The 24,289-nt window shown below is 72.1% G+C and carries 18 protein-coding genes; 14 read left to right on the top strand and 4 right to left on the bottom strand.

The annotated features are described in order from the left end of the window. Positions 1–62 precede the first annotated feature (62 nt). Positions 63–1,655, top strand: coding sequence for a phosphoglycerate dehydrogenase (serA, locus tag C4U44_RS40720; protein ID WP_103891179.1), 1,593 nt, complete (start codon positions 63–65; stop codon positions 1,653–1,655). A 145-nt stretch (positions 1,656–1,800) separates the two neighbouring features. Continuing rightward, the gene (locus tag C4U44_RS40715; protein ID WP_103891178.1) at positions 1,801–2,388 is read left to right on the top strand and encodes a Uma2 family endonuclease; all 588 of its coding nucleotides are present in this window, start codon (positions 1,801–1,803) and stop codon (positions 2,386–2,388) included. Between the two features lie 30 nt (positions 2,389–2,418). Here the strand turns inward: C4U44_RS40715 and C4U44_RS40710 are convergent, their stop codons facing one another. Continuing rightward, positions 2,419–3,702, bottom strand: coding sequence for a PucR family transcriptional regulator (locus C4U44_RS40710; RefSeq protein ID WP_103891177.1), 1,284 nt, complete (start codon positions 3,700–3,702; stop codon positions 2,419–2,421). A 177-nt stretch (positions 3,703–3,879) separates the two neighbouring features. Here C4U44_RS40710 and C4U44_RS40705 point away from each other — a divergent pair, with 177 nt between their 5' ends. The 10 genes from C4U44_RS40705 (at position 3,880) to C4U44_RS40660 (ending at position 16,280) form a co-directional block, all read left to right on the top strand. After that, positions 3,880–4,809, top strand: coding sequence for a proline dehydrogenase family protein (locus C4U44_RS40705; RefSeq protein ID WP_103891176.1), 930 nt, complete (start codon positions 3,880–3,882; stop codon positions 4,807–4,809). Positions 4,810–4,835: 26 nt separating this feature from the next. Next, positions 4,836–6,485 (top strand): L-glutamate gamma-semialdehyde dehydrogenase, encoded by a 1,650-nt coding sequence (gene pruA / locus C4U44_RS40700; RefSeq protein WP_103891175.1) that lies wholly within the window; start codon positions 4,836–4,838, stop codon positions 6,483–6,485. A gap of 537 nt (positions 6,486–7,022) precedes the next feature. Beyond that, positions 7,023–8,066 (top strand): 3-isopropylmalate dehydrogenase, encoded by a 1,044-nt coding sequence (locus tag C4U44_RS40695; protein ID WP_103891174.1) that lies wholly within the window; start codon positions 7,023–7,025, stop codon positions 8,064–8,066. 136 nt (positions 8,067–8,202) lie between these two features. Further along, a complete protein-coding gene (locus C4U44_RS40690; protein WP_103891173.1) occupies positions 8,203–9,291 on the top strand; it encodes a branched-chain amino acid aminotransferase in 1,089 nt (362 codons plus the stop codon). Between the two features lie 778 nt (positions 9,292–10,069). Then, positions 10,070–11,680 carry a citramalate synthase gene (gene cimA, locus C4U44_RS40685; RefSeq protein ID WP_103891172.1) on the top strand — a complete coding sequence of 537 codons (1,611 nt, stop codon included), beginning with the start codon at positions 10,070–10,072 and terminating at the stop codon, positions 11,678–11,680. 81 nt (positions 11,681–11,761) lie between these two features. Beyond that, entirely contained in the window at positions 11,762–12,259 is a 498-nt protein-coding gene (locus tag C4U44_RS40680; RefSeq protein WP_235032721.1) for a GNAT family N-acetyltransferase, read from the top strand. Positions 12,260–12,324: 65 nt separating this feature from the next. After that, the gene (locus C4U44_RS40675; protein WP_103891171.1) at positions 12,325–13,398 is read left to right on the top strand and encodes an HpcH/HpaI aldolase/citrate lyase family protein; all 1,074 of its coding nucleotides are present in this window, start codon (positions 12,325–12,327) and stop codon (positions 13,396–13,398) included. Beyond that, the gene (locus C4U44_RS40670) at positions 13,395–14,264 is read left to right on the top strand and encodes an HpcH/HpaI aldolase/citrate lyase family protein (protein WP_103891170.1); all 870 of its coding nucleotides are present in this window, start codon (positions 13,395–13,397) and stop codon (positions 14,262–14,264) included. Before C4U44_RS40675 ends, C4U44_RS40670 begins: the two co-directional genes overlap by 4 nt. Before the next feature lie 170 nt (positions 14,265–14,434). Then, positions 14,435–16,018 carry an acyl-CoA carboxylase subunit beta gene (locus tag C4U44_RS40665; RefSeq protein ID WP_103891169.1) on the top strand — a complete coding sequence of 528 codons (1,584 nt, stop codon included), beginning with the start codon at positions 14,435–14,437 and terminating at the stop codon, positions 16,016–16,018. Between the two features lie 49 nt (positions 16,019–16,067). Next, positions 16,068–16,280, top strand: a complete 213-nt coding sequence (locus C4U44_RS40660) for an acyl-CoA carboxylase epsilon subunit (RefSeq protein WP_200823586.1) — start codon at positions 16,068–16,070, stop codon at positions 16,278–16,280. 225 nt (positions 16,281–16,505) lie between these two features. On the opposite strand, the gene gltX is transcribed toward C4U44_RS40660, so the two are convergent. The 3 genes from gltX to C4U44_RS40645 form a co-directional block, all read right to left on the bottom strand. Then, the gene (gene gltX / locus C4U44_RS40655) at positions 16,506–18,023 is read right to left on the bottom strand and encodes a glutamate--tRNA ligase (RefSeq protein ID WP_103891168.1); all 1,518 of its coding nucleotides are present in this window, start codon (positions 18,021–18,023) and stop codon (positions 16,506–16,508) included. Then, positions 18,016–18,834: a fumarylacetoacetate hydrolase family protein gene (locus tag C4U44_RS40650; RefSeq protein ID WP_103891167.1), complete on the bottom strand. Its 819-nt coding sequence runs from the start codon at positions 18,832–18,834 to the stop codon at positions 18,016–18,018. The genes gltX and C4U44_RS40650 overlap by 8 nt, the downstream gene beginning before the upstream one ends. A 65-nt stretch (positions 18,835–18,899) precedes the next feature. After that, the gene (locus tag C4U44_RS40645; RefSeq protein ID WP_103891166.1) at positions 18,900–19,118 is read right to left on the bottom strand and encodes a hypothetical protein; all 219 of its coding nucleotides are present in this window, start codon (positions 19,116–19,118) and stop codon (positions 18,900–18,902) included. Between the two features lie 576 nt (positions 19,119–19,694). Here C4U44_RS40645 and C4U44_RS40640 point away from each other — a divergent pair. Both C4U44_RS40640 and C4U44_RS40635 read left to right on the top strand, forming a co-directional pair. Beyond that, the gene (locus tag C4U44_RS40640) at positions 19,695–23,927 is read left to right on the top strand and encodes a sensor histidine kinase (RefSeq protein WP_200823585.1); all 4,233 of its coding nucleotides are present in this window, start codon (positions 19,695–19,697) and stop codon (positions 23,925–23,927) included. A gap of 9 nt (positions 23,928–23,936) precedes the next feature. Further along, positions 23,937–24,289, top strand: a 353-nt coding sequence (locus tag C4U44_RS40635) for a roadblock/LC7 domain-containing protein (RefSeq protein WP_322973748.1), incomplete at its 3' end; no start/stop codon positions are given.

Genomic DNA, 24,289 nt, shown 5'->3' with positions numbered 1-24,289 from the left:
CCCGCCCTCCCCGGAGCGGCCGCACGGGACCGGCCGCCCCCGCAGGAACAAGTGAGGACCACGTGAGCCAGAAGCCTGTCGTACTCATCGCAGAAGAGCTGTCGCCGGCCACGGTCGACGCTCTCGGTCCGGACTTCGAGATCCGGCACTGCAACGGCGCGGACCGAGCCGAACTGCTGTCCGCGATCGCCGACGTCGACGCCATCCTGATTCGCAGCGCCACCAAGGTCGACGCCGAGGCGGTCGCCGCCGCGCGCAAGCTGCGGGTCGTCGCCCGCGCCGGTGTCGGCCTGGACAACGTCGACGTCGCGGCGGCCACCAAGGCCGGCGTGATGGTCGTGAACGCGCCGACCTCCAACATCGTCACCGCCGCCGAACTGGCCTGCGGTCTGATCGTCGCCACCGCCCGCAACATCGCGCCCGCCAACGCGGCGCTGAAGGCCGGCGAGTGGAAGCGCAACAAGTACACCGGCGTCGAGCTGAGCGAGAAGACCCTCGGCGTGGTCGGCCTCGGCCGGATCGGCGTCCTCGTCACCCAGCGGATGTCCGCCTTCGGGATGAACGTCGTCGCGTACGACCCCTACGTGCAGCCCGCCCGCGCCGCCCAGATCGGCGTCAAGCTGCTCACCCTCGACGAGTTGCTCGAGGTCTCCGACTTCATCACCGTCCACCTGCCCAAGACCCCCGAGACGCTCGGCCTGATCGGCGACGAGGCGCTGCACAAGGTCAAGCCCTCGGTGCGGATCGTCAACGCCGCGCGCGGCGGGATCGTCGACGAGGAGGCGCTGGCCGCCGCGCTCAAGGAGGGCCGCGTGGCCGGCGCGGGCCTGGACGTGTACGCGAAGGAGCCCTGCACCGACTCGCCGCTCTTCCAGTTCGACAACGTGGTGGCCACCCCGCACCTGGGCGCCTCCACCGACGAGGCGCAGGAGAAGGCGGGCATCGCGGTCGCCAAGTCGGTGCGGCTCGCGCTCGCCGGCGAGCTGGTCCCGGACGCGGTCAACGTGCAGGGCGGCGTGATCGCCGAGGACGTCAAACCCGGGCTGCCGCTCGCCGAGAAGCTGGGCCGGATCTTCACCGCGCTGGCCGGCGAGGTCGCCGCGCGCCTGGACGTCGAGGTCTGCGGCGAGATCACCCAGCACGACGTGAAGGTGCTCGAACTCAGCGCGCTCAAGGGCGTGTTCGAGGACGTCGTGGCCGAGACCGTCTCCTACGTGAACGCGCCGCTGTTCGCGCAGGAGCGCGGGGTGGAGGTCCGCCTCACCACCAGCTCGGAGTCGCCCAACCACCGCAACCTCGTCACCGTCCGCGGCACCCTCGCCGACGGCACCGAGGTGTCGGTGTCCGGCACGCTGGCCGGCCCGAAGAACCTCCAGAAGATCGTGGCGGTCGGCGACGAGGACGTCGACCTCGCGCTCGCCGACCACATGGCGTTCCTGCGCTACACCGACCGCCCCGGCATCGTCGGCACCATCGGCCGCATCCTCGGCGAGGTCGGCGTCAACATCGCCGGCATGCAGGTCGCCCGCGCGGCCGCCGGGGGCGACGCCCTGGTCGCCCTCACCGTCGACTCCACCATCCCGGCGGGTGTTCTCACCGACATCGCCGACGAGATCGGCGCGACCTCGGCCCGCGCGGTCAACCTCACGGACTGATCCCGCACGGCGGTTGCGCGTACGGTGGTCGTAGCGTTCCACCCGAGAACACCGGTACTACTAATACCCCTTTCGGGTGGTAGTGCCGGTGTTTTCTGGTGCTTGTGTGATCAATACCGACACGATCCCGTCCATGGGAGGACAGATGACTGCCGAAAAACTCCCGGACTGGGTTTTCCCCCCTCCGGGTGGCTTCACCGCGGACGATCTCGACCGCATCCCCGATCTCCCGCCGCACACCGAGCTGATCGACGGGAGCCTCGTTTTCGTGGGTCCGCAGAAGAGTTTCCATACTTTGACGATGTTTCTGCTGGAGAGGGCACTGCACCTCCAAGCTCCGGACGGGCTCAGGGTGCGCCGGGAAATGACCATCGTGCTGGACAAGGAGAACCGGCCGGAACCGGACCTGACGGTGCTGCACGAGCGGGCGGTACCGGCTGCCGGACACAGCGAGACGAGCTACCGGGCCGAGGACGTGGTCCTCGCCGCGGAGGTGGTCTCGCCGGAGTCCGCCGTCCGCGACCGCGAGCGCAAGCCGCAGCTCTACGCCCGCGCGGGCATTCCGCACTTCTGGCTGGTCGAGCGGATGGACAGCGGTCGTCCGGTCGTCCACACCTACGAGTTGGACCGGGTGGGCCACACGTACGCGCTGACCGGCATCCACCACGACCGCCTCAAGGTCTCCGCCCCGTTCACCATCGACATCGACCTGACCGAGATCGACCGCATGTAGGCGTATACGACCGCGGCGCGGCCGGCCCGCCTAAAGCCGCGCTGCCTTCAGGGCCATGTGCAGCAGCAGGCGGGACTCGCCGTCGGTCAGGTCGAGGCCGGTGAGCTGCTCGATGCGGGACAGCCGGTAGTAGAGGGTCTGGCGGTGGATGGCCAGCGCGGTGGCGGTGCGGCCGGCCTGACCGGCGTGGTCGAGGAATGCCTCGGCGGTGTGGGCGAGTTCGCGGTGCGCGGGGGTGAGCAGCGGGGCGACCGCCGGGTCCGGGGGTGCGTCGGCCGGGAGTTGCGTGAGCAGCCGGTAGGGCCCGATGCCGGACCACTTGGCGATCGGCCCCAGCAGCGGCTGCGCGCGGGCGGCCCGCGCCGACGCGGTCGCCTCCCGCCAGGCCGCGGGCAACTCGGCCAGCGTGGCGCGCGAGTCGCTGATCCCGGCGACCGGTTCGTCCGCCGCGGTGCCGGTGTCCGTGCCGGCTTCCGGGCCGGTGTCCGTGCCGCGGGCGGTGGCGAGCGCGGCCAGCACCCGGGTCGCCGCGGTCCGCGCGGGGGCGAGCACCTGCGGCGAGCGCAGCCGGACCAGGATCGCGACCGTCTCCCAGCGCCCCCATCCCGGCACCCGGACGATCGCCGCGGCGCCCGGCACCGTACGCGCCCCGGGCAGTCCGTCCGCGTGCTCGGCCCATCCCTGCGGCGGCGTCCCGGCCGCGAGCCGCTTGCCACCGCGGTCCGGCGGCCACACGCACACCAGCGCGTGCGGCTCGTCCGCGTCCGGGCCCAGCGCCTTGCGCAGCGACTCCTCCGCGGTGTCCCGGGCCGCCCTGGTCGCCGCGGTGAGCAGCGCGCGCAGCGCCTGCGCGGCCTCCGCGCCGGCCGCCGACTGTGCGGCGAGCCGGTCGCCGATCCGGGCCGCGACCGCCATCGCGGCGTCGAGCTGCGCGGGGGAGTGGTCGGCCTCGTCGAGCAGCCACACGTAGCCGTAGCCCACCCCGCCGTGCCGGACCGGAAGGCACAGCCGCCCGCGCAGCACGCCGGCCGAGGGCGCCGCGGGGATCCGCACCGGCGCGGCGGCCCGGGCGATGCCGAACCGCTCGAACCAGGCCCTGACCTCGGCGGTCGAGCGGCGGGTCAGGATCGATCGGGTCCGTACCGGGTCGACCGCCGCGTCGTCGTCGCTGTCGTGCACGCCGAAGGCGATCAGCCGGAAGTCCCGGTCCTCCAGCGTCGCGGGCGCACCGAGCAGGGCGGAGACCTCGTCCACCAGATCCTGGAAATCACCGTAGTCAGCGGCCACCCGCCCATTGTCCCTCACCGCCCTCATACATCTGTATGAGGGACCGCACTCGGATGCGTGACAGCTGTCGATGGCCCACGGGGTAGCCGGTACCTAGATTCGCGGTGACGGCGCGCGATCCGTGCCGCCGACCCCGGTGCGGCGGTATCCCCGCCGCACCGCACCCCGCCCCCCGCTGCCCCGCCACCTGCCAGGAGGCCCCAAGTGCTCGGTCCCGTGCTGCTCGCCGCGTCGCGCAGCGACCGGCTGCGCCGCGTCGTCGCCGCCGCGCCCGTCACCCGTCCGGTGGTGGACCGGTTCGTCGCAGGCGACGCGCTGCACCCGGCGATGGACACCGTCCACACGCTGACCGCCGGCGGCCTGGACGTCACCCTGGACCACCTCGGCGAGGACGTCACCGACCGCGCCACCGCCCGGCACACCCGGGACGCCTACCTGCGGCTGCTGGAGACCCTGGCCCTCGCCGGCCTCGGCGACCGCGCCGAGGTCTCGGTGAAGCTGTCCGCCTTCGGCCAGGCGCTGCCCGACGGCGGCCACGACGTCGCGCTGGAGAACGTCCGCGCGGTCGCCGAACTCGCCACCGCGACCGGCACCACGGTCACCCTCGACATGGAGGACCACACCACCGTCGACTCGACGCTGGCCGTCCTGCACGAGCTGCGCCGCGACCACCCGGGCACCGGCGCCGTGCTCCAGTCGTACCTGTTCCGGACCGAGGACGACGCGCGCGGCCTGGCCACCGCCGGCTCGCGGGTCCGGCTGGTCAAGGGCGCGTACAAGGAGCCCGCGCACGTCGCCTTCCAGGACCGCAGGGCCGTCGACCGTGCCTACGTCCGCGCGCTGCGGGTGCTCTTCGAGGGCGACGGCTACCCGATGGTCGGCTCGCACGACCCGCGGATGATCGCCATCGCCCAGGACCTCGCCGCCCGCGGGCGCCGCGCGCCGGGCAGCTACGAGTTCCAGATGCTGTACGGCATCCGCACCGCCGAGCAGCGGCGACTCGCGGCGGCCGGGGAACGTATGCGCATCTATGTCCCCTACGGCGCAGACTGGTACGGCTACTTCATGCGCCGCCTCGCCGAGCGCCCGGCGAACCTCGCCTTCTTCCTGCGCTCCTTCGCCCCCAGCCGCTGACCCGATCCCACAAGGAGACACGCTCCATGGACGCTGTGACCCAGGTCCCCGCGCCGGTCAACGAGCCGGTCCGCACCTACGCCCCGGGCAGCCCGGAACGCGCCCGGCTCGAAGCGAAACTCAAGGAGCTGGCCGGCAACCCGATCGACCTGCCGATGGTGATCGGCGGCCAGGAGCGGATGGGCGGCGGCGAGCGGTTCGACGTCGTGCAGCCGCACAACCACGCCGCCCGGCTCGGCACCTTCGCCGGCGCCACCACCGAGGACGCGCAGGACGCGGTCGCCGCGGCCCTCGCCGCCGCCCCCGCCTGGCGGGCCACCTCCTTCGACGACCGCGCCGCGATCATCCTGCGCGCGGCCGAACTGCTGGCCGGGCCCTGGCGCGAGACGCTGGCCGCCTCGACCATGCTCGGGCAGTCCAAGACCGTGCAGCAGGCTGAGATCGACAGCCCCTGCGAGCTGGTCGACTTCTGGCGGTTCAACGTGCACTACGCCCGGCAGATCCTCGCCGAGCAGCCGATCGCCAACGCGCCCGGCGTGTGGAACCGGCTCGACCACCGCCCGCTGGAGGGCTTCGTCTACGCGATCACGCCCTTCAACTTCACCGCGATCGCGGGCAACCTGCCCACGGCCCCCGCGCTGATGGGCAACGTGGTGGTGTGGAAGCCGTCGCCGACCCAGACCCACTCCGCGGTGCTGCTGATGCGCCTGCTGAAGGAGGCCGGGCTGCCCGACGGTGTGATCAACCTCGTCACCGGCGACGGCGTCGCCGTCTCCGAGGTGGCGCTCAACCACCGTGACCTGGCGGGCATCCACTTCACCGGGTCGACGAAGACCTTCCAGTACCTGTGGCGCACGGTCGGCGAGAACATCGACCGCTACCGCTCCTACCCGCGCATCGTCGGCGAGACCGGCGGCAAGGACTTCGTGGTCGCCCACCCGTCGGCGGACCCCGCGGTGCTCAAGACCGCGCTGACCCGGGGCTCGTTCGAGTACCAGGGCCAGAAGTGCTCGGCGTCCTCGCGCGCCTACGTCCCCCGCTCGATCTGGGAGGGCGGCTTCAAGGAGGAGTTCGCGGCCGAGGTCGACGGCATCACCATGGGCGACGTCACCGACCTGACCAACTTCATGGGCGCGCTCATCGACGAGCGGGCCTTCGCCAAGAACAAGGCGGCCATCGAGCGCGCCAAGGCCGACCCGACGGTCGAGGTGGTCGCCGGCGGCACCTACGACGACTCGGTGGGCTGGTTCGTCCGTCCGACCGTCCTGGTCTCCACCGACCCCGGCAACGAGATCTTCCGCGAGGAGTACTTCGGCCCGGTGCTCGGGGTGTACGTCTACGACGACACCGAGGACAGCGACGGCGCCGCCTTCGACGCGATGCTGGACCAGATGGAGTCCGTGGCGCCGTACGCCCTGACCGGCTCGGTGATCGCGCGCGACCGCGCGGCCGTCGCGCATGTGATGGACCGGCTGCGCGACGCGGCCGGCAACTTCTACATCAACGACAAGTCGACCGGTGCCGTGGTCGGCCAGCAGCCCTTCGGCGGTGCCCGCGCCTCGGGCACCAACGACAAGGCGGGCGCCGCGCAGAACCTCGTGCGGTGGACCTCGACCCGCTCCATCAAGGAGGCGCTCGTGCCGCCGACCGACTACCGCTACCCGCACCAGGGCTGACCCCCGGGCCGCGCCGGCCCCTCCCTCCACCGCCCCCGTCTCCTGTGTTCCGCGGAGACGGGGGCGGCTTCATGCCTCATGTGCGCGGCCGCGGGACGCTCCGGCGGGGTGAACGGGTGATCGTCGTCTCAGATAGTAGGAAGTCCGAGTAATCGTGGCGACACGGCGGCGGCTGTGTCCTAACTTTGAAGAAGCCGAACGTTTCCCGCTCGACCGAGCGGACGGCGGATGCGAGCCCTGCGCCCTCGATGCGGGTCACCCCCGCCGGCGCGGCTCTCCGCCCGCGTTCCCCGGCACGTCTCCCCTCCACCCGTCTCCACCATTTCGCATGGAGTTGATCCTCATGGACGAGACCGCCCGCCAGAACGCCCTGCGCGCCCTGCAGCGCTCCATGGACCGCCGCGACAACGGCGGCTCCACCGGCCACGAGCACTGACCCCTCCCTGTCTCACCTTCCTCTCCTGTCTCCTCCTTCACCTCCGTCCGGCATGCGGACGCGTCGTGTCATAGGTCAAGACGCGGAGTAAGGTGCCCCGCATGTCTCGCAGCATCAACCTCGCAGTGATCCCCGGCGACGGAATCGGCCAGGAGGTCGTCGCGGAGGGCCTCAAGGTCCTCTCGGCGGCCCTTCCCCAGGAAACCAAGCTGGAGACGAAGGAGTACGACTTCGGCGCCCGGCGCTACCACGCCACCGGTCAGACCCTCACCGACCAGGACCTCGCGGAGCTCAAGGCCCACGACGCGATCCTGCTCGGTGCGATCGGCGACCCGTCGGTGCCCTCCGGCGTGCTGGAGCGCGGCTTCCTGCTGAAGCTGCGGTTCGCCTTCGACCACTACGTCAACCTCCGGCCCAGCAAGCTGTTCCCGGGTGTGGGCACCCCGCTCGCGGGCAGCCCGGAGATCGACTTCGTGGTGGTCCGCGAGGGCACCGAGGGCCCCTACACCGGCAACGGCGGCGCGATCAGGACCGGCACCCCGCACGAGGTGGCCACCGAGGTCAGCCTCAACACGGCGTACGGCATCGAGCGCGTGGTGCGCGACGCGTACACCCGCGCCCAGGCCCGCCCGCGCAAGAAGCTCACCCTGGTGCACAAGAACAACGTGCTGGTGCACGCCGGCAGCCTGTGGACCCGGATCTTCGAGGCGGTCGGCAAGGAGTTCCCCGACGTCAGCACCGACTACCTGCACGTCGACGCGACGATGATCTTCCTGGTCACCCAGCCCGAGCGGTTCGACGTGATCGTCACCGACAACCTCTTCGGCGACATCGTCACCGACCTCGCCGCGGCCGTCTCCGGCGGCATCGGCGTGGCGGCGAGCGGCAACATCAACCCCAGCCGCGAGTTCCCCTCGATGTTCGAGCCCGTGCACGGCTCCGCCCCGGACATCGCCGGCCTGTCCAAGGCCGACCCGAGCGCGACGGTGCTGTCCGTCGCCCTGCTGCTGCGCCACCTCGGCTACGACGCGGAGGCCGACCGGATCGACGCCGCCGTGCAGGCCGACCTGGCCGAACGCGCCGGCAAGCCGGCCCGCTCCACGGTCGAGATCGGTGACGCGCTGGCCGCACGAGTAGCCGGCTGAGCGCGGCAAGCCGGATCCAGAGGCAGTACCCGGCCCCGCCACTGCGATAATCGGTGGCGGGGCCGCTTCGCAGCGGGAAAGTAGGACGTCCTAGCAGTACGGTCGAGGGCGTCAGCGACACGGTGAAGGAAGACAGATGACGACGCCCACAATCGAGTTGAAGCCCTCTGCGCACCGGCTGGCCGCGGCCGAGCGCCAGGCCGTCCTGGCCGACCCGGGGTTCGGCCGGTACTTCACCGACCACATGGTCACCATCAAGTGGACCGCCGGGCGCGGCTGGCACGACGCCCAACTCGTCCCGTACGCGCCGCTGTCCCTCGACCCGGCGAACATGACGCTGCACTACGCGCAGACGATCTTCGAGGGCCTCAAGGCGTACCGCCAGCCCGACGGCGGCGTGGCCACCTTCCGCCCCGAGGCCAACGCGCTGCGCTTCCAGGCGTCCGCGCGGCGGCTGGCGATGCCCGAGGTGCCGACCGACCTGTTCATCGAGGCCTGCGATGTCCTGGTCCGACAGGACAAGGACTGGGTGCCCAGCGAGGGCGAGGCGTCGCTCTACCTGCGGCCGTTCATGATCGCCACCGAGGTCGGGCTCGGCGTCCGCCCGGCCGGCGAGTACCTGTTCCTGGTCATCGCCTCCCCGGCCGGCGCGTACTTCTCCGGCGGCGTCAAGCCGGTGTCGGTCTGGCTGTCCGAGGAGTACGTCCGCGCGGCGCCCGGCGGCACCGGCGCGGCGAAGACCGGCGGCAACTACGCGGCCTCCCTCGTCGCCCAGGCGCAGGCCATCGAGCACGGCTGCGACCAGGTGGTCTGGCTGGACGCGATCGAGCGGTGCTGGATCGAGGAGATGGGGGGCATGAACCTGTACTTCGTGTACGGCAACCGCATCGTCACCCCCTCGCTCACCGGTTCGCTGCTGCCGGGCATCACCCGGGACTCCCTGCTCGCCATCGCCGCGGATCTCGGCTACGAGGTCGGCGAGGGGCGGATCAGCGTCGAGGACTGGAAGCGGGGCAACGAGGACGGCACTCTCACCGAGGTCTTCGCCTGCGGCACGGCCGCGGTGATCACCCCGGTCGGCTCGGTCAAGTCCACCCGCGCGAACTGGACGGTGGGGACGGGCGAGCCCGGCGACGTCACCATGCGGTTGCGTGCGGCGCTTCTCGACATCCAAACGGGGCACGCCCCGGACCCCCACGCCTGGATGCATCCTCTCGGCGCGTAAGCGCGACCCGGCCCCCGGGGTGCCCTCGCGGGCGACGGTTCGCCCCTTCCCGGCTCCGGGATGCCCTTGCGGGCGACGGTTCGCCCCTTCCCGGGACCGGGTTGACCTTCCGGGAAGAGGGTGCCAATCAGGGGCGCGGGGAACTGCGCGAGCAACCGGCCACCGGCCGGTGGTCCGGAAACTCGCCGCCGGGGCTGGGCCTGCGGGCCCCCGGCTGCGCCGTCGTGGCTGGCCGCGCAGTTCCCCGCGCCCCTGTAAGGCACCCTCGCCCCGGGGGAGGGGCAACCCCTGCCGGTGAGGGCACCCCCGCCTCGGGGGAGGGGCAACCCGTGCCGGTGAGGGCACCCTCGCCCCGAGGAGGGACCCCGCAACAACCGGTGGTCCGGCGACGCCGCCGCGGGGGCTGGGCCCACGGGCCCGGTGCGCCACGGACGTGACCCGCGCTGCTTTGGGGCGAACCGTTCATTCCGTGAGATGGCCGTCCGCCGACCGGGAAAGGTGTGGCACACTGCCAGCGTGTCCTCGTACGCCACGCTCATTATTGGCCGCAGGCACGCCGGTCCGCAGTGTCGCTTCCGCTGAACCCAAGTGGAACGCCACCGTGCCCCAGACCCGCGTGCAGACCTCTCGCATCCGCGAGGGGTTTTTTCGTTTCCCGGCCCACCCGCGCCGGAGGCGGGATCGCACGAGGCGACCGGGGGCAAGTGGAGTCGGAACCTCCGGACGGCGCAGGCCGGTCCGGGGGTAACCCCACCCACCGACAGGAGTTGCAACTGCCATGACCGCCGCATCGGACGACAGCTTCCACGTCTTCGACACCACGTTGCGCGACGGCGCGCAGCGTGAGGGCATCAACCTCACCGTCGCCGACAAGCTGAACATCGCACGGCACCTGGACGACTTCGGCGTGGGCTTCATCGAGGGCGGCTGGCCCGGTGCCAACCCCCGCGACACCGAGTTCTTCGCCCGGGCCGCAGGCGAGTTGGACCTGAAGCACGCCACGCTCGTCGCGTTCGGCGCCACCCGGCGCCCGGGCGCCAAGGCCGTCGACGACCCGCAGGTCAACGCGCTGCTGGAGTCCGGTGCCCCGGTGGTCACGCTGGTCGCCAAGTCCCATGACCGGCACGTCGAACTGGCGCTGCGCACCACCCTGGAGGAGAACCTGGAGATGGTCCGCGACACCGTCGCGTACCTGGTCGCCCAGGGCCGGCGGGTCTTCGTGGACTGCGAGCACTTCTTCGACGGCTACCGCGCCAACCCGCAGTACGCCACCTCCGTCGTCGCCGCCGCGCACGGGGCCGGCGCGTCCGTGGTGGTGCTCTGCGACACCAACGGCGGGATGCTGCCCCGGCAGGTGCACGACGTCGTCGCGCGGGTGCTCGCCGACACCGGCGCCCGGATCGGCATGCACGCCCAGGACGACACCGGCTGCGCGGTCGCCAACACCCTCGCCGCGGTCGACGCGGGCGCCACCCACGTGCAGTGCACCGCCAACGGCTACGGCGAGCGGGTCGGCAACGCCAACCTCTTCCCGGTCACCGCCGCCCTGGAGTTGAAGCACGAGCTGCGGGTGCTGCCCGAGGGCGCGCTCGGCGAGATGACCCGGATCTCGCACGCCATCGCCGAGATCGTCAACCTGCCCTCCTCCACCCACCAGCCCTACGTGGGCGTGTCCGCGTTCGCGCACAAGGCGGGGCTGCACGCGTCGGCGATCAAGGTCGACCCCGACCTGTACCAGCACATCGACCCCGAGCGGGTCGGCAACACCATGCGGATGCTGGTCTCGGACATGGCCGGCCGGGCCTCGATCGAACTGAAGGGCAAGGAACTCGGCATCGACCTCGGCGGCGACCGCGAACTGGTCGGCCGGGTCGTGGACCGGGTCAAGGAGCGCGAGCTCAAGGGCTACACGTACGAGGCCGCGGACGCCTCCTTCGCGCTGCTGCTGCGCGACGAGCTCCAGCGCGGCCGGCCGGAGGGTCCGGCCCGCTTCTTCCGTACCGAGTCCTGGCGTGCCATCACCGAGGACCGCCCCGACGGTTCGCACGCCAACGAGGCGACGGTCAAGCTGTGGGCGAAGGGCGAGCGGATCGTCGCCACCGCCGAGGGCAACGGACCGGTCAACGCGCTCGACCGCGCGCTACGGGTGGCGCTGGAGCGCATCTACCCCCAGCTCGGCGCGTTCTCGCTGGTCGACTACCGCGTCCGCATCCTCGAAGGGGGTTCGGGCACCGACTCCACGACGCGGGTGCTGATCACCACCTCCGACGGCGCGGCCGAGTGGTCCACGGTCGGCGTCGCCGCCAACGTGATCGCCGCGTCCTGGCAGGCACTCGAGGACGCCTGCGCCTACGGCCTGCTGCGTGCGGGCCTGGAGCCTCAGGACTAGCCCCGGCCGGCCGCGGAACCAGGGGTGTACCGGGCGGAAAACCGGTCGAGCGGCCGGACCGCAGGGCATAGCGTGCGTGCCGTGACGGACACCGTGGACGAGAAGATCACCGTACGCGCGGCCGACGCCGCCGACGCCGCCGCCATCGCGCGGACGCACATCAGGTCGCGCGAGGTCGCGATGCCGTGGCTGCCGCCGAGGAAGCGCTCCGACGCGGAGGTGGAGCGGTGGGTGCGCGAGGTCGTGCTCGTCGACGCCGAGGTCTCGGTCGCGGTGGACGGCGGCGGCAGCGTGGTCGGGTACGCCGCCGTGGAGGGGGAGTGGCTGGAGCACCTCTACCTGATGCCGGAGGTCCGGCGGCGCGGCATCGGCTCGCTGCTGCTGGCCCGGGCGAAGGCGCAGCGGCCGGGCGGGCTGGACCTGCACGTGTTCCAGCGCAACACCGACGCCCGGGCGTTCTACGCGCGCCACGGCTTCACGGTGGTGGATCTCAACGACGGTTCGCGCAACATGGAACGCGAACCGGATATGACGCTGCGCTGGAACCCGGTGACCAACGGCACACCTACCGACGGGTAACCACCCGGTGCCCGCGGTCGTAGGGTGAGCGCCAGACCCTCGACCCGACACCACCGGGAGATCGCATGCGCTCGGCGAAGGACTTCTTCCGCCCGCTGGCCGTGGGGGCTCCGGCCCCCGTCAGGGACGTGCCGTTCCGCCCCTCGCGAATGATCCACTTCTTCGATCCCGGCAACGAGAAGATGGCCGCCAAGGTGCCGTCGATCGCCCCGAAGGTCGACGTCCTGCTGGGCAACCTGGAGGACGCGGTCCCGGCCGACCGCAAGGAGGCCGCCCGGGCCGGTCTGGTGAAGATCGCCCGGGCGACCGACTTCGGCGACACCCAGCTGTGGACCCGGGTCAACAGCCTCGACTCGCCCTGGGCGCTGGACGACCTGCTCACCCTCGGCACCGAGATCGGCGGCAAGCTCGACGTCGTGATGGTGCCGAAGGTCGAGGGGGCCCATGACATCCACTACGTGGACCGGCTGCTCGCCCAGATCGAGGCGAAGGCCGGGCTGACCCGGCCGATCCTGGTGCACGCGATCCTCGAGACCGCCGCCGGCGTCGGCAACGTCGAGGAGATCGCCGCCGCCAGCCCCCGGATGCAGGGCATGTCGCTCGGCCCGGCCGACCTGGCCGCGAGCCGCCGGATGAAGACCACCCGGGTCGGCGGCGGCCACCCCGGCTACCTGGTCCGCGAGGACCCGGCGCCCGGCGCCGGCGAGGGCGCCCCCCGCCCGACGTACCAGCAGGACCTGTGGCACTACACGATCGCCCGCATGGTGGACGCGTGCGCGGCCAACGGGATCCTGCCGTACTACGGGCCGTTCGGGGACATCCAGGACGTCACGGGCTGCGAGGACCAGTTCCGCAACGCCTTCCTGCTCGGGTGCGTCGGCGCCTGGTCCCTGCACCCGGTGCAGATCGACATCGCCAAGCGGGTGTTCTCGCCCGCGCCCGAGGACGTCGCCTGGGCCCGCCGGGTGATCGCGGCTATGGGCGACGGCACCGGAGCGGTCATGATCGACGGCAAGATGCAGGACGACGCCACCTACAAGCAGTGCCAGGTGGTCGCCGGGCTCGCCGACACGCTCGCCGCCCGCGACCCCGAACTCGCGGGCGCCTACGCCGCCGCCACCGAGGAGGCCGCCCGATGACCCCGCCCGCCGCCCCGCGCCGCTCGGTGCTCTACATGCCCGGCGCCAACGCGCGGGCCCTGGAGAAGGCCAGGACCCTCCCCACCGACGCGCTCATCCTCGACCTGGAGGACTCCGTCGCGCCCGACGCGAAGGCCGAGGCCCGCGAGCGCGTGGCCGAGGCCGCCGCCGGCGGCGGGTACGGCCACCGTGAGGTCACCATCCGGGTGAACGCCCCCGGCACGCCCTGGCACGCCGACGACCTCAGGGCCGCCGCCGCGGCCGGCCCGGACGCGGTGGTCGTCCCCAAGGTGGACTCCGCGCGGACCGTGCGCGAGGTCGAAGCCGCGCTGGAGGCGGCCGGCGCCCCGGACCGCACCGCGATCTGGGCGATGCTGGAGACGCCGGTGGCGCTGTTCGACGCGCGCGCCGTCGCCGAGGCGTCGGCCCGGCTGACCGTCCTGGTCATGGGCACCAACGACCTCGCCAAGGAGCTGCACGCCGAGCACGTCCCGGGCCGGGCACCACTGCTCACCGGGCTGTCGCTGGCGCTGCTCGCCGCCCGGGCCGCGGGCAAGGTCATCTTGGACGGTGTCTACAACGACGTCCACGATCTGACCGGCTTCGAGGCCGAGACCCTCCAAGGCCGCCGGCTCGGCTTCGACGGCAAGACCCTGATCCACCCCCGGCAGCTCGAACCCTGCAACCGGATCTTCGCCCCGTCCGAGGCGGAGGTCGAGCGGTCCGAACGGATCATCGCCGCGTTCGAAGAGGCCACGTCACAGGGGCGCGGGGTGGTCACGGTCGACGGCCGGATGATCGAGAACCTGCATGTGGACGAGGCACGGCGGGTGCTGGCCCTCGCCGAGGCGGTCGCCGGCCGCTGACACTCCACTGCCACGGCGGGCGGCGGTAACCCGCCCGCAGGGGCGGGGCCCGGCAGCGCCCGCGGAACCCGCCCCACCTCGCTGTCTGTCGAGACCCACCATGAAGAGCCGGTGGACACTGTACGAAGTAGATGGCCCGTTCCGGGCGGTCACGCTCGTACTGTCGGTACATGACGACATCGCAAGAGCTGCCCGTCACGGCGAACGACGCCCGGGGGCGCGTCGAGGAGCTTCGTGCGATCCGCGAGGAGGTGCGTCGGGGCCCGAGCGAGAAGGCGACGGCCGCGCAGCGGGCCAAGGGGAAGCTGACCGCGCGCGAGCGCATCGATCTGCTGCTGGACGAGGGCTCCTTCCGCGAGGTGGAGCCGCTGCGCCGGCACCGGGCCACGGGGTTCGGGCTGGAGGAGAAGCGGCCGTACACCGACGGTGTGATCACCGGGTGGGGAACCGTCCACGAGCGGACGGTCTTCGTGTACGCCCACGACTTCCGGATCTTCGGGGGTGCGCTCGGGGAGGCGCACGCGCAGAAGATCCACAAAATCATGGACATGGCGATCTCGGCGGGCGCGCCGCTGGTGTCGCTCAACGACGGTGCCGGCGCCCGCATCCAGGAGGGCGTCTCGGCGCTCGCCGGCTACGGCGGCATCTTCCAGCGCAACACCCGCGCCTCCGGCGTCATCCCGCAGATCTCGGTGATGCTCGGCCCGTGCGCGGGCGGCGCGGCCTACTCCCCGGCGCTCACGGACTTCGTGTTCATGGTGCGGGAGACCTCGCAGATGTTCATCACCGGCCCTGACGTGGTGCAGGCGGTGACGGGCGAGGAGATCACCCAGAACGGCCTGGGCGGCGCCGACGTGCACTCGGGCATCTCCGGGGTCTCGCACTTCGCCTACGACGACGAGCAGACGTGCCTGGAGGAGGTGCGCTACCTGCTCTCGCTGCTGCCGCAGAACAACCGCGAGAACCCGCCGGCGGCCGACAACCACGACCCGGTGGACCGCCGCGGCGACACGCTGCTCGACCTGGTGCCCGCGGACGGCAACCGGTCGTACGACATGCACAAGGTGATCGAGGAGATCGTCGACGACGGCGAGTACCTCGAAGTCCACGAGCGCTGGGCCACCAACATCATCGTCGCGCTCACCCGCATCGACGGCCAGGTGGTCGGCATCATCGCCAACCAGCCCTCCTCGCTGGCCGGTGTGCTCGACATCGAGGCGTCCGAGAAGGCCGCGCGCTTCGTGCAGATGTGCGACGCGTTCAACATCCCGATCATCACTCTCCTGGACGTCCCCGGCTTCCTGCCGGGCGTCGCCCAGGAGCACGGTGGAATCATCCGGCACGGTGCCAAGCTGCTCTACGCCTACTGCAACGCGACGGTTCCCCGGATCTCGTTGATCCTGCGGAAGGCGTACGGCGGTGCGTACATCGTGATGGACTCGCAGTCGATCGGTGCGGACCTGACCTTCGCCTGGCCGACGAACGAGATCGCGGTGATGGGCGCGGAGGGCGCGGCCAACGTGATCTTCCGCCGGCAGATCGCCGAGGCGGACGATCCCGAGGCGATGCGCACTCGCATGGTCAAGGAGTACAAGGCCGAGCTGATGCACCCGTACTACGCCGCCGAGCGCGGTCTGGTGCACGACGTGATCGACCCGGCCGAGACCCGTGAGGTGCTGGCCCGCTCACTGGCCATGCTCCGCACGAAGCACGCCGACCTGCCGTCCCGCAAGCACGGCAACCCGCCGCAGTGAGCGGCGCGGACCCCGTATCCCCGATGAAGCCGTTCGACTCTTGGAGACGATCGTGAGTACTCCCGCTGATTCACTGGTGCGTGTCGAGAAGGGGCACGCCGCTCCCGAGGAGCTGGCGGCGCTGACCGCGCTGATCCTTGCTCGCGCGGCCGCGGGTGGGGCCGAGACGCTGGGGAAGCCTGTCGCCGCACGTTCCACCGCGGGGTGGCGGCGGCTGGAGCGTACCCCGGGGTTCCGGGCGCCCCACTCCTGGCAGGGCTGACCCCCTGGGCTGCCCCGTCCTGTGAGTTACGGGACCTTGCGGTCCACGGTGGCTTGTCGCGCAGTTCTCCCCCAGCCTGGCGGCTGGGTGGTGCCCCCACGCGCCCCTGGGTGGTGACCCTCCTTTCGCGGAGGGAGCCGCACAAACCAGGGGCGCGGGGAACTGCGCGCTCAGGCACCACCGGCAGGTGGTCCCTCAACCGACGGACGGGGGCACCCCGGAGGGTCAGGCGAGCTTCGCCAGGGCCGCGTCGATGCGGGTGAGGGTGCGGTCGCGGCCGAGGACCTGGAGGGACTCGAACAGCGGCAGCCCGACCGTACGTCCGGTGACGGCGACCCGGACCGGGGCCTGCGCCTTGCCGAGCTTGAGCCCGTGCTCCTCGCCCGCGGCCAGCACGGCCTCCTTGAGGGCCTCGGGGGAGGACCAGTCCGCCTCCGCCAGCTTCGCCCGCGCGGTGCGCAGCAGCGCGTCCGAGCCCTCCTTCATCGCCTTGGCCCACGACGCCTCGTCGTCGACCGGCTCGTCGAGGAAGAGGAAGTCGACGTTCGCGGTGATGTCGGACAGTACCGTCAGCCGGGTCTGGGCGTGCGGTGCGATCGCCTGCCAGGCGGCCTCGTCGAAGGATTCCGGTGCCCAGGGGGCGAAGGGGGCGCGCAGCCACGGGGCGCACGCCTCGGTGAACTCCTTCACCCCGATCCGCCGGATGTGGTCGGCGTTGATCGCCTCGGCCTTCTTCAGGTCGAAGCGGGCCGGGTTGGCGTTGACGTCGGCGATGTCGAACTTCGCCACCATCTCCGCCATCGAGAAGACGTCCTGGTCGGCGGTGTACGACCAGCCCAGCAGCGAGAGGTAGTTGAGCAGCCCCTCGGGCAGGAAGCCGCGCTCCCGGTACAGGTTGAGCGAGGCCTGCGGGTCCCGCTTGGACAGCTTCTTGTTGCCCTCGCCCATCACGTACGGCAGGTGCCCGAAGGCCGGGACCGCCTTGGCGACGCCCAGCTCGATCAGCGCGTCGTACAGCGCGATCTGCCGCGGGGTGGAGGAGAGCAGGTCCTCCCCGCGCAGCACGTGGGTGATCTCCATCAGCGCGTCGTCCACCGGGTTGACCAGGGTGTACAGCGGCGCGCCGTTGGCCCGCACGATGCCGTAGTCCGGCACGTTCTCCGGGGCGAAGACCAGCTCGCCGCGGACCAGGTCGGTGAAGGCGATCGGGCGGTCGGGCATGCGGAAGCGGACGATCGCCTGCCGGCCCTCGTCCTGGTACGCGCCGATCTGCTCGGCGCTGAGGTCGCGGCAGTGCCCGTCGTACCCGGAGGGGCGGCCGGCCGCGCGGGCGGCCGCACGGCGCTCCTCCAGCTCCTCGGTGGTGCAGTAGCAGTCGTACGCGTGCCCCGCCTGCTTCAGCCGCAGCGCGATGTCGGCGTACAGCTCCATCCGCTGGGACTGGCGGTACGGCGCGAACGGGCCGCCGACCTCGGGGCCCTCGTCCCAGTCCAGGCCGAGCCAGCGCATCGAGTCCAGCAGCGCCTGGTACGACTCCTCGGAGTCGCGGGCCGCGTCGGTGTCCTCGATGCGGAAGACCATGGTGCCCTGCTGGTGCCGGGCGAACGCCCAGTTGAACAGCGCCGTGCGGACCAGCCCGACGTGCGGGTTGCCGGTCGGGGAGGGGCAGAACCGGACGCGGACGCCGGAGCCGCCGGACGGCGGGGTGACGGGGGAGGGAGCGGGAACGGATGCGCTAGCCACGCGAGATCACCTTGTTGGTGAGAGTGCCGATGCCTTCGATGGTGACGGCGACCTCGTCGCCGGGGAGCAGCGGGCCCACGCCCGCGGGGGTGCCGGTGAGCAGGACGTCACCGGGGAGCAGCGTCATCGCCTCGGTGATGTTGACGATCAGGTCCTCGATCGAGTTCAGCATCTGCCGGGTGCGGCCCGCCTGGCGCAGTTCGCCGTTGACGGTCGCGGTGATCGCCAGGTCGCCAGCGGCCTCGAGGTCGAGCGAGGTCTCGATCCAGGGACCGAGCGGGCAGGAGGAGTCGAAGCCCTTCGCCCGCGCCCACTGCTTCTCGGTCCGCTGGGTGTCGCGGGCGGTCACGTCGTTGGCGCAGGTGTAGCCGAGGATGACGTCCTTGACCCGCTCGCGCGGCACGTCCCGGCACAGCCGGCTGATCACCACCGCCAGCTCCGCCTCGTGGTGCACCTCGCTGGAGAACGAGGGGTACACGATCGGGTCGCGTGGGCCGATCACCGAGGTGGACGGCTTGAAGAACGCCCAGGGCGCGTCCGGCACCTCGTGGCCCAGCTCCGCGGCGTGGGCCGCGTAGTTGCGGCCGATGGCGACCACCTTGTTGGGCAGGACGGGCGACAGCAGCCGCACCTTGTCGAGCGGGATCTTCGTGCCGGACAGCTCGAAGTCCGCGAAGGGCACGCCCTTCATGATGTCGACGACAAGACCCTCGGTGCCGCTGGGAGTCCCCCCGCCGGAGGCAGGGAGAGGGTCGCCCTCGACCGCTCCGAACGCCACGTTGCCGTCGATGGAGAACCTGACGATGCGCATGGCCTCAGCCTAGCGGCCGGTCCGGTCTCCGCCGACCCGCCGATAGCCGCAGGTCAGCGCCGACTTCAGGAGGCGACGGAGGTCTGCGGCAGCTCGTTGAGTACCGTACGACGGGGGTTGGCGGTGCGCTGCGGCAGCGCCGGGGCCTCGGATTCGGCGGGTGCGACGGCCGCGGCGTCCTGCACGACCGGCGAGCCGGCCAGCTCGGACGCGTCCTTGAGGTGCGCGAGAGTGGTGCGCCGGGGGTTGGCGATCATCTGACGGAACATCAAGGTGGTCTTCATCTGCGGCGCGGACCTCGGATCTCGGTGGTGGTGGGCCGCGGTTGACACCACCGCGACTTCTGTAAAGCACCAGGTTAGTGCTGGCCATTCCCACCGCGGCCGGGCCCAGACATCTGACGCTCTGTGATTTTGCTCACGAACCGCGTGGCATTGGGCGCACTCCGGACAATCCGCCCGGAGTCGCGAAGCGGGCAAACGCCGCTTCGTACCGGAAAAGGGCAGTGGGTGCGGGGCTCCGGCCGACCCGACACCCGATGAACCAGTTACGTCCGCGGCCCGTATTCGCCCCATATCGCCGCCCTGACGTTCGACGCTGTGTGCTTGCCCCATCGCGACGAGTGACACATTCCAACTGGTGGGCTACGGGCCTTGTTGGGAGATCCGGCACTGTGCTGGAATTCCCCGGACCGCCGCATCACATCGAACCGGCGCGCAGGGGGCGCGAACGGAACACCGAGCGGCGGTGATGGGCACATCAGCCGTCCCGTGACCCGGGTCGGCCGGAGCCCCCATGACTCGACACCGTTCCCTTCCGTCCAGCGGCGGGGGACGCCTGGTCCAGAGGTTGCGACGCTAGTGCAGGGACGTTTCAAGAGGGACAGCGGCGCTGCGGGCGACCCGGAGCAGCAGCCCGGTGGGGCCGGCAACGGCTCCCCGCAGGCCGCGGCCGACTCCGGAACCGCCACGCCGGGTACCACTGCGGCCCCCGGGCGCTTGAGCATGCCCAGCGGTATGGAAGCCGGCAAGATCACCGGCCTCGACGGCAAGCCCGGCCCCCGAATAGCCATGCGCAACTGGCGCATCAGCACCAGACTCATCTCGCTGCTCGCGCTTCCCGTGGTCACCGCCTCCGCACTGGGCGGCCTGCGGATCAACAGCTCGGTGGACAACATCCACCAGCTGGAGCACATGAAGACCCTGACCGACATCACCGAGCAGGCCACCAACCTGGCCGCCGCGCTCCAGGAGGAGCGCGACAGCTCGGCCGGCCCGCTGGCGGCCAACCAGAAGAACAGCGACGCGGTGGCCGGCTCCCGCCAGGCCACCGACCGCGAGATGGCGATCTACGACGCGGCCGTCGACAACGTCTCGGACACCGACCCGGTCTTCAGCGGGGTCCGCGCCACCCTGGTCGCGATCGGCGGCCAGCTCGCCAACCTCGCCGAGATCCGCAACGAGGCCTTCACCTCCCAGTCGGGCATCGCGCAGACCGTCTCCGAGTACGACGGCCTGGTCACCTCGCTGCTGTCGCTCTCCCAGGACATGGCGCAGGCCACCAGCAACCCGGAGATGATCAGCGAGACCCGCGCGCTGGCAGCGTTCTCCTCCGCCAAGGAGTACGAGTCGATGCAGCGCGCGGTGATCAGCGCCGCGTTCGCCACCGGTGGCACCCTCAACCCCGACGACTACCAGTCGGTGAAGTGGGCGTTCGCGGACGAGAACACCGCCCTCACCCGGTTCCAGAAGGTCTACGGCAACGGCGCCGCCTCGCTGCTGCACCCCATCGAGGGCGGCAACGACACGATCGCCGCGCACGACAACGAGCGCGAGCGGATCGCCAGTTCGCAGGGCGCGATCACCAAGATCCACACCTCGTACCTGGACTGGGACGACGCGGCGAAGTCCAAGATCGACGCGATGAACCAGATCGAGCGCTCGCTGCTCAGCGAGATGCAGCAGAAGTCGCTGCAGCTGCAGAGCCAGGCCAAGCGCCAGGCGCTCATCGACGGCGCGGTCATCCTGCTGGTCCTCGGCGTCGCCGTGGTCGGCGCCTTCGTCGTCGGCCGTTCGATGGTGCGCTCGCTGCGCAGGCTCCAGCAGACCGCCCAGGACGTCGCCCAGAAGCGGCTGCCGGAGCTGGTCAAGCAGCTCTCCGACACCGACCCGCAGGACGTCGACACCTCCGTCGCCTCGATCGGCATCAACAGCCGTGACGAGATCGGCCAGGTGGCCCGCGCGTTCGACGAGGTGCACAGTGAGGCGGTCCGGCTGGCCGCCGAGCAGGCGCTGCTGCGAGGGAACGTCAACGCGATGTTCACCAACCTCTCCCGCCGCAGCCAGGGCCTCATCCAGCGTCAGCTCTCGCTCATCTCCGAACTGGAGTCCCGCGAGGCCGACCCGGACCAGCTCTCCTCGCTGTTCAAGCTCGACCACCTCGCCACCCGCATGCGCCGCAACGGTGAGAACCTGCTGGTCCTCGCCGGTGAGGAACCCGGCCGCCGGTGGACCCGCCCGGTCCCGCTGGTCGACGTGCTGCGCGCCGCCGCGTCCGAGGTGGAGCAGTACGAGCGGATCGAGCTCACCTCGGTGCCGTCGGCCGAGGTCACCGGCCGCATCGTCAACGACCTCGTCCACCTGCTCGCCGAGCTGCTGGAGAACGCCACGTCGTTCTCCTCGCCGCAGACGAAGGTGCGCGTCACCGGTCACTCGCTGCCCGACGGCCGCGTGCTGATCGAGATCCACGACACCGGCATCGGCCTGTCCCCGGAGGACCTGGCCGACATCAACGAGCGGCTGGCCAACCCGCCCACCGTGGACGTCTCGGTCTCCCGCCGCATGGGCCTGTTCGTGGTCGGCCGGCTGTCCCTGCGGCACGGCATCCGCATCCAGCTGCGGCCGTCCGACTCCGGCGGCACCACCGCGCTGGTCATGCTGCCGGTCGACGTCACGCAGGGCGGCGCGGGCGCCAAGAACGCCGCGCCCGGCGGGCGTCCCGCCGCCGGCGCCGCACCGGCCGGCACCGGCGCCCCCACCGGCATCGCCGGCGCGTTCGGCAACGCGGGCCAGGTCGGTGGCCGCTCCGGCCAGCGCGGCCAGGTCGGCGCGGGCGCGGCCCGCGCGGCGCTCAACCCCGGCGCCGGCCGCCAGGCCGGCGGTCCCGGTGGCAACGGCGGTCCCGGCGGCGCCCCGAACGGCACCCAGCAGCCCACCGGGCCGCGCTGGGCCACGCAGGACAACCCGCAGCAGGGCATCGGCGAGGACACCCCGCGGGGCCACGAGGACGTCGAGGCACCCGCCTTCGACGCCTTCGACCAGTCCGGCCCGGGGAACCGGCCGCAGCAGTCCGGCCCCGGCCGGCACAGCCAGCCGAGTGCTCCCGGCGTCCAGCGCCCCGGCGGTTTCCCGACCCCGCAACCGCAGAACACCGGCCCCTCGGGCTTCCGCTCCGACGTCTTCGGCGGCCGCTCCGGCCCCACGCCCCGGCACAGCGGCGGCCCGGGCGCCGGCGAGCCCCCGGTGGCACCGGGCGGTCCCGGCGACACCGCGCAGTTCCCCGCCGTCCGCGCGGACGACCGCGCGCCCGCCGGCCAGGACGAGAGCACCCAGGGCGGCCGCCTGCCGCAGCGCGGTGCGCGCGGCCCGCAGGGCTCGCCCGGCTGGAACCCGAGCGAGCAGGGCGGCGGCCGTCCCGGCGACACCGGTTCGTTCCCGATCCCGGGCGGTCCCGGCGGTCCCGGCGGCACCGGCCAGTTCCCGGCGATGGGCAACGACGGTTTCCAGCAGCCGCAGCAGCCGCAGGGTCCGGGCGGTGGCCGTCACGGTGACACCGGTTCGTTCCCGATCCCGGGCGGCCCCGGCGACACCAGCCAGTTCCCCGCGGTCCGCGGTGACGCCCCCGCGCCGCAGCGGGCCCAGAACGGTCCCGGCGGCATGGGCCACGGTCCCGGCAGCACCGGCCAGTTCCCGGCGGTCGGCAACGACGGCTTCCCGCAGCAGCAGCCGCAGCAGCCGCAGGGTCCGGGTGGTGGCCGTCACGGTGACACCGGTTCGTTCCCGATCCCGGGCGGCCCCGGCGACACCAGCCAGTTCCCCGCCGTCCGCGCCGAGGACCCCCTCGGCTCGTACCAGCCGCAGCCCGGCCCCGGGCTGCCCGGCGGGATGCCGCAGCGCGGCCCGCGCGGTCCGCAGGGCACCCAAGGCTGGACCCCGCAGGGCCAGCAGGGCGCGCCGCAGGGCCAGGGCGGCCGTCCCGACCCGTTCGACACCGGCTCGCAGCCGATGCCCGGACTGGGCGACGTCAGCGGCCAGTTCCCGATGGCAGGCCAGGGCGACAGCAGCGGCCAGTACCCGATCCCGCCGCAGCCGCAGTACGGCCAGCAGCACGGCGGGCCGCGGCCCGAGCCGCAACTCCCGGTCCCGGCCGAGCCGATGGCGCTGCCGCCCGCCCCGACCCGGGGCGACGAGCCGACGCCGATCTTCGCCTCGATCGAGTCCGACTGGTTCCGTACCGGCCAGGCCGAGCGGATGCAGCAGATCCACGTGGAGCAGAGCGCGCGCGGCCAGCAGGCCCCGCCGCCCCGCCCGGTGGGCCGCACTGCCCCGCCGCAGCGCCCGCGCACCGACCGGTCCGCGCCGAACAGCCATCCGGGCGGCGCCCCGCAGCGCCCCACGGGCGGCCCGATGCCTGCCGTGCAGGCCACCTCGGCGGCCCCGGCGGGCCCCGCGGCGCAGAACGGCACCCAGGTGCCTCCCGCGCCGACCGCCCAGCCGCTGCCGCGGGAGACGCCGAACTGGCGTACCTCGCCCAACGACGCGCTGCGCCAGCGCGCCGAGGCGATCCGGGAACCCTCGGCCGGCGGGGTCACCCCCTCCGGACTGCCGCGCCGCGTTCCCCGGGCGAACCTCGTCGCGGGCGGTGCGGCGGCCCCCCAGCAGGCCCCGCAGGGCGGCCCGCAGGTTTCCCGAGCCCCCGACGACGTGCGCGGGCGTCTGACCAACCTCCGCAGGGGCATCCAGCAAGGCCGCCAGGCCGGCGGTCCCGGAAGCACCGACGGCCGTGGTTTCGGCACGAACAATCAGGAGCGCTAGTTGAGTGCGATGAGCCAGGCGGCACAGAATCTGAACTGGTTGATCACCAACTTCGTGGACAACACCCCGGGGGTGTCCCACACGGTGGTGGTCTCCGCCGACGGCCTGCTGCTCGCGATGTCTGATGGTTTTCCGCGTGACCGTGCCGATCAGTTGGCGGCGGTGGCTTCCGGGCTGACGTCGTTGACGGCTGGTGCCTCCCGGATTTTCGAGGGGGGCAGTGTGAACCAGACGGTGGTGGAGATGGAGCGGGGCTTCCTTTTCATCATGTCGGTGTCCGACGGTTCGTCGCTGGCGGTGCTGGCGCATCCGGAGTGCGACATCGGTCTGGTCGGCTACGAAATGGCCCTGCTCGTCGACCG

The sequence above is a fragment of the Actinacidiphila yanglinensis genome, from assembly GCF_900107965.1.
Taxonomy (GTDB): domain Bacteria; phylum Actinomycetota; class Actinomycetes; order Streptomycetales; family Streptomycetaceae; genus Actinacidiphila; species Actinacidiphila yanglinensis.
Note: the sequence above shows the minus strand (reverse complement) of the source record. Positions and strands in the feature narration are given on the sequence as shown.

What these genes read in the sequence shown, in the direction of transcription:
- cimA (WP_103891172.1), top strand. Translation starts at nt 10,070, where the DNA reads ATGACCGCCGCATCGGACGACAGCTTCCACGTCTTCGACACCACGTTG.
- C4U44_RS40670 (WP_103891170.1), top strand. Translation starts at nt 13,395, where the DNA reads ATGACCCCGCCCGCCGCCCCGCGCCGCTCGGTGCTCTACATGCCCGGC.
- C4U44_RS40665 (WP_103891169.1), top strand. Translation starts at nt 14,435, where the DNA reads ATGACGACATCGCAAGAGCTGCCCGTCACGGCGAACGACGCCCGGGGG.
- C4U44_RS40650 (WP_103891167.1), bottom strand. Translation starts at nt 18,834, where the DNA reads ATGCGCATCGTCAGGTTCTCCATCGACGGCAACGTGGCGTTCGGAGCG.
- C4U44_RS40715 (WP_103891178.1), top strand. Translation starts at nt 1,801, where the DNA reads ATGACTGCCGAAAAACTCCCGGACTGGGTTTTCCCCCCTCCGGGTGGC.
- C4U44_RS40695 (WP_103891174.1), top strand. Translation starts at nt 7,023, where the DNA reads ATGTCTCGCAGCATCAACCTCGCAGTGATCCCCGGCGACGGAATCGGC.
- C4U44_RS40645 (WP_103891166.1), bottom strand. Translation starts at nt 19,118, where the DNA reads ATGAAGACCACCTTGATGTTCCGTCAGATGATCGCCAACCCCCGGCGC.
- C4U44_RS40675 (WP_103891171.1), top strand. Translation starts at nt 12,325, where the DNA reads ATGCGCTCGGCGAAGGACTTCTTCCGCCCGCTGGCCGTGGGGGCTCCG.
- C4U44_RS40710 (WP_103891177.1), bottom strand. Translation starts at nt 3,702, where the DNA reads ATGAGGGCGGTGAGGGACAATGGGCGGGTGGCCGCTGACTACGGTGAT.
- pruA (WP_103891175.1), top strand. Translation starts at nt 4,836, where the DNA reads ATGGACGCTGTGACCCAGGTCCCCGCGCCGGTCAACGAGCCGGTCCGC.
- C4U44_RS40690 (WP_103891173.1), top strand. Translation starts at nt 8,203, where the DNA reads ATGACGACGCCCACAATCGAGTTGAAGCCCTCTGCGCACCGGCTGGCC.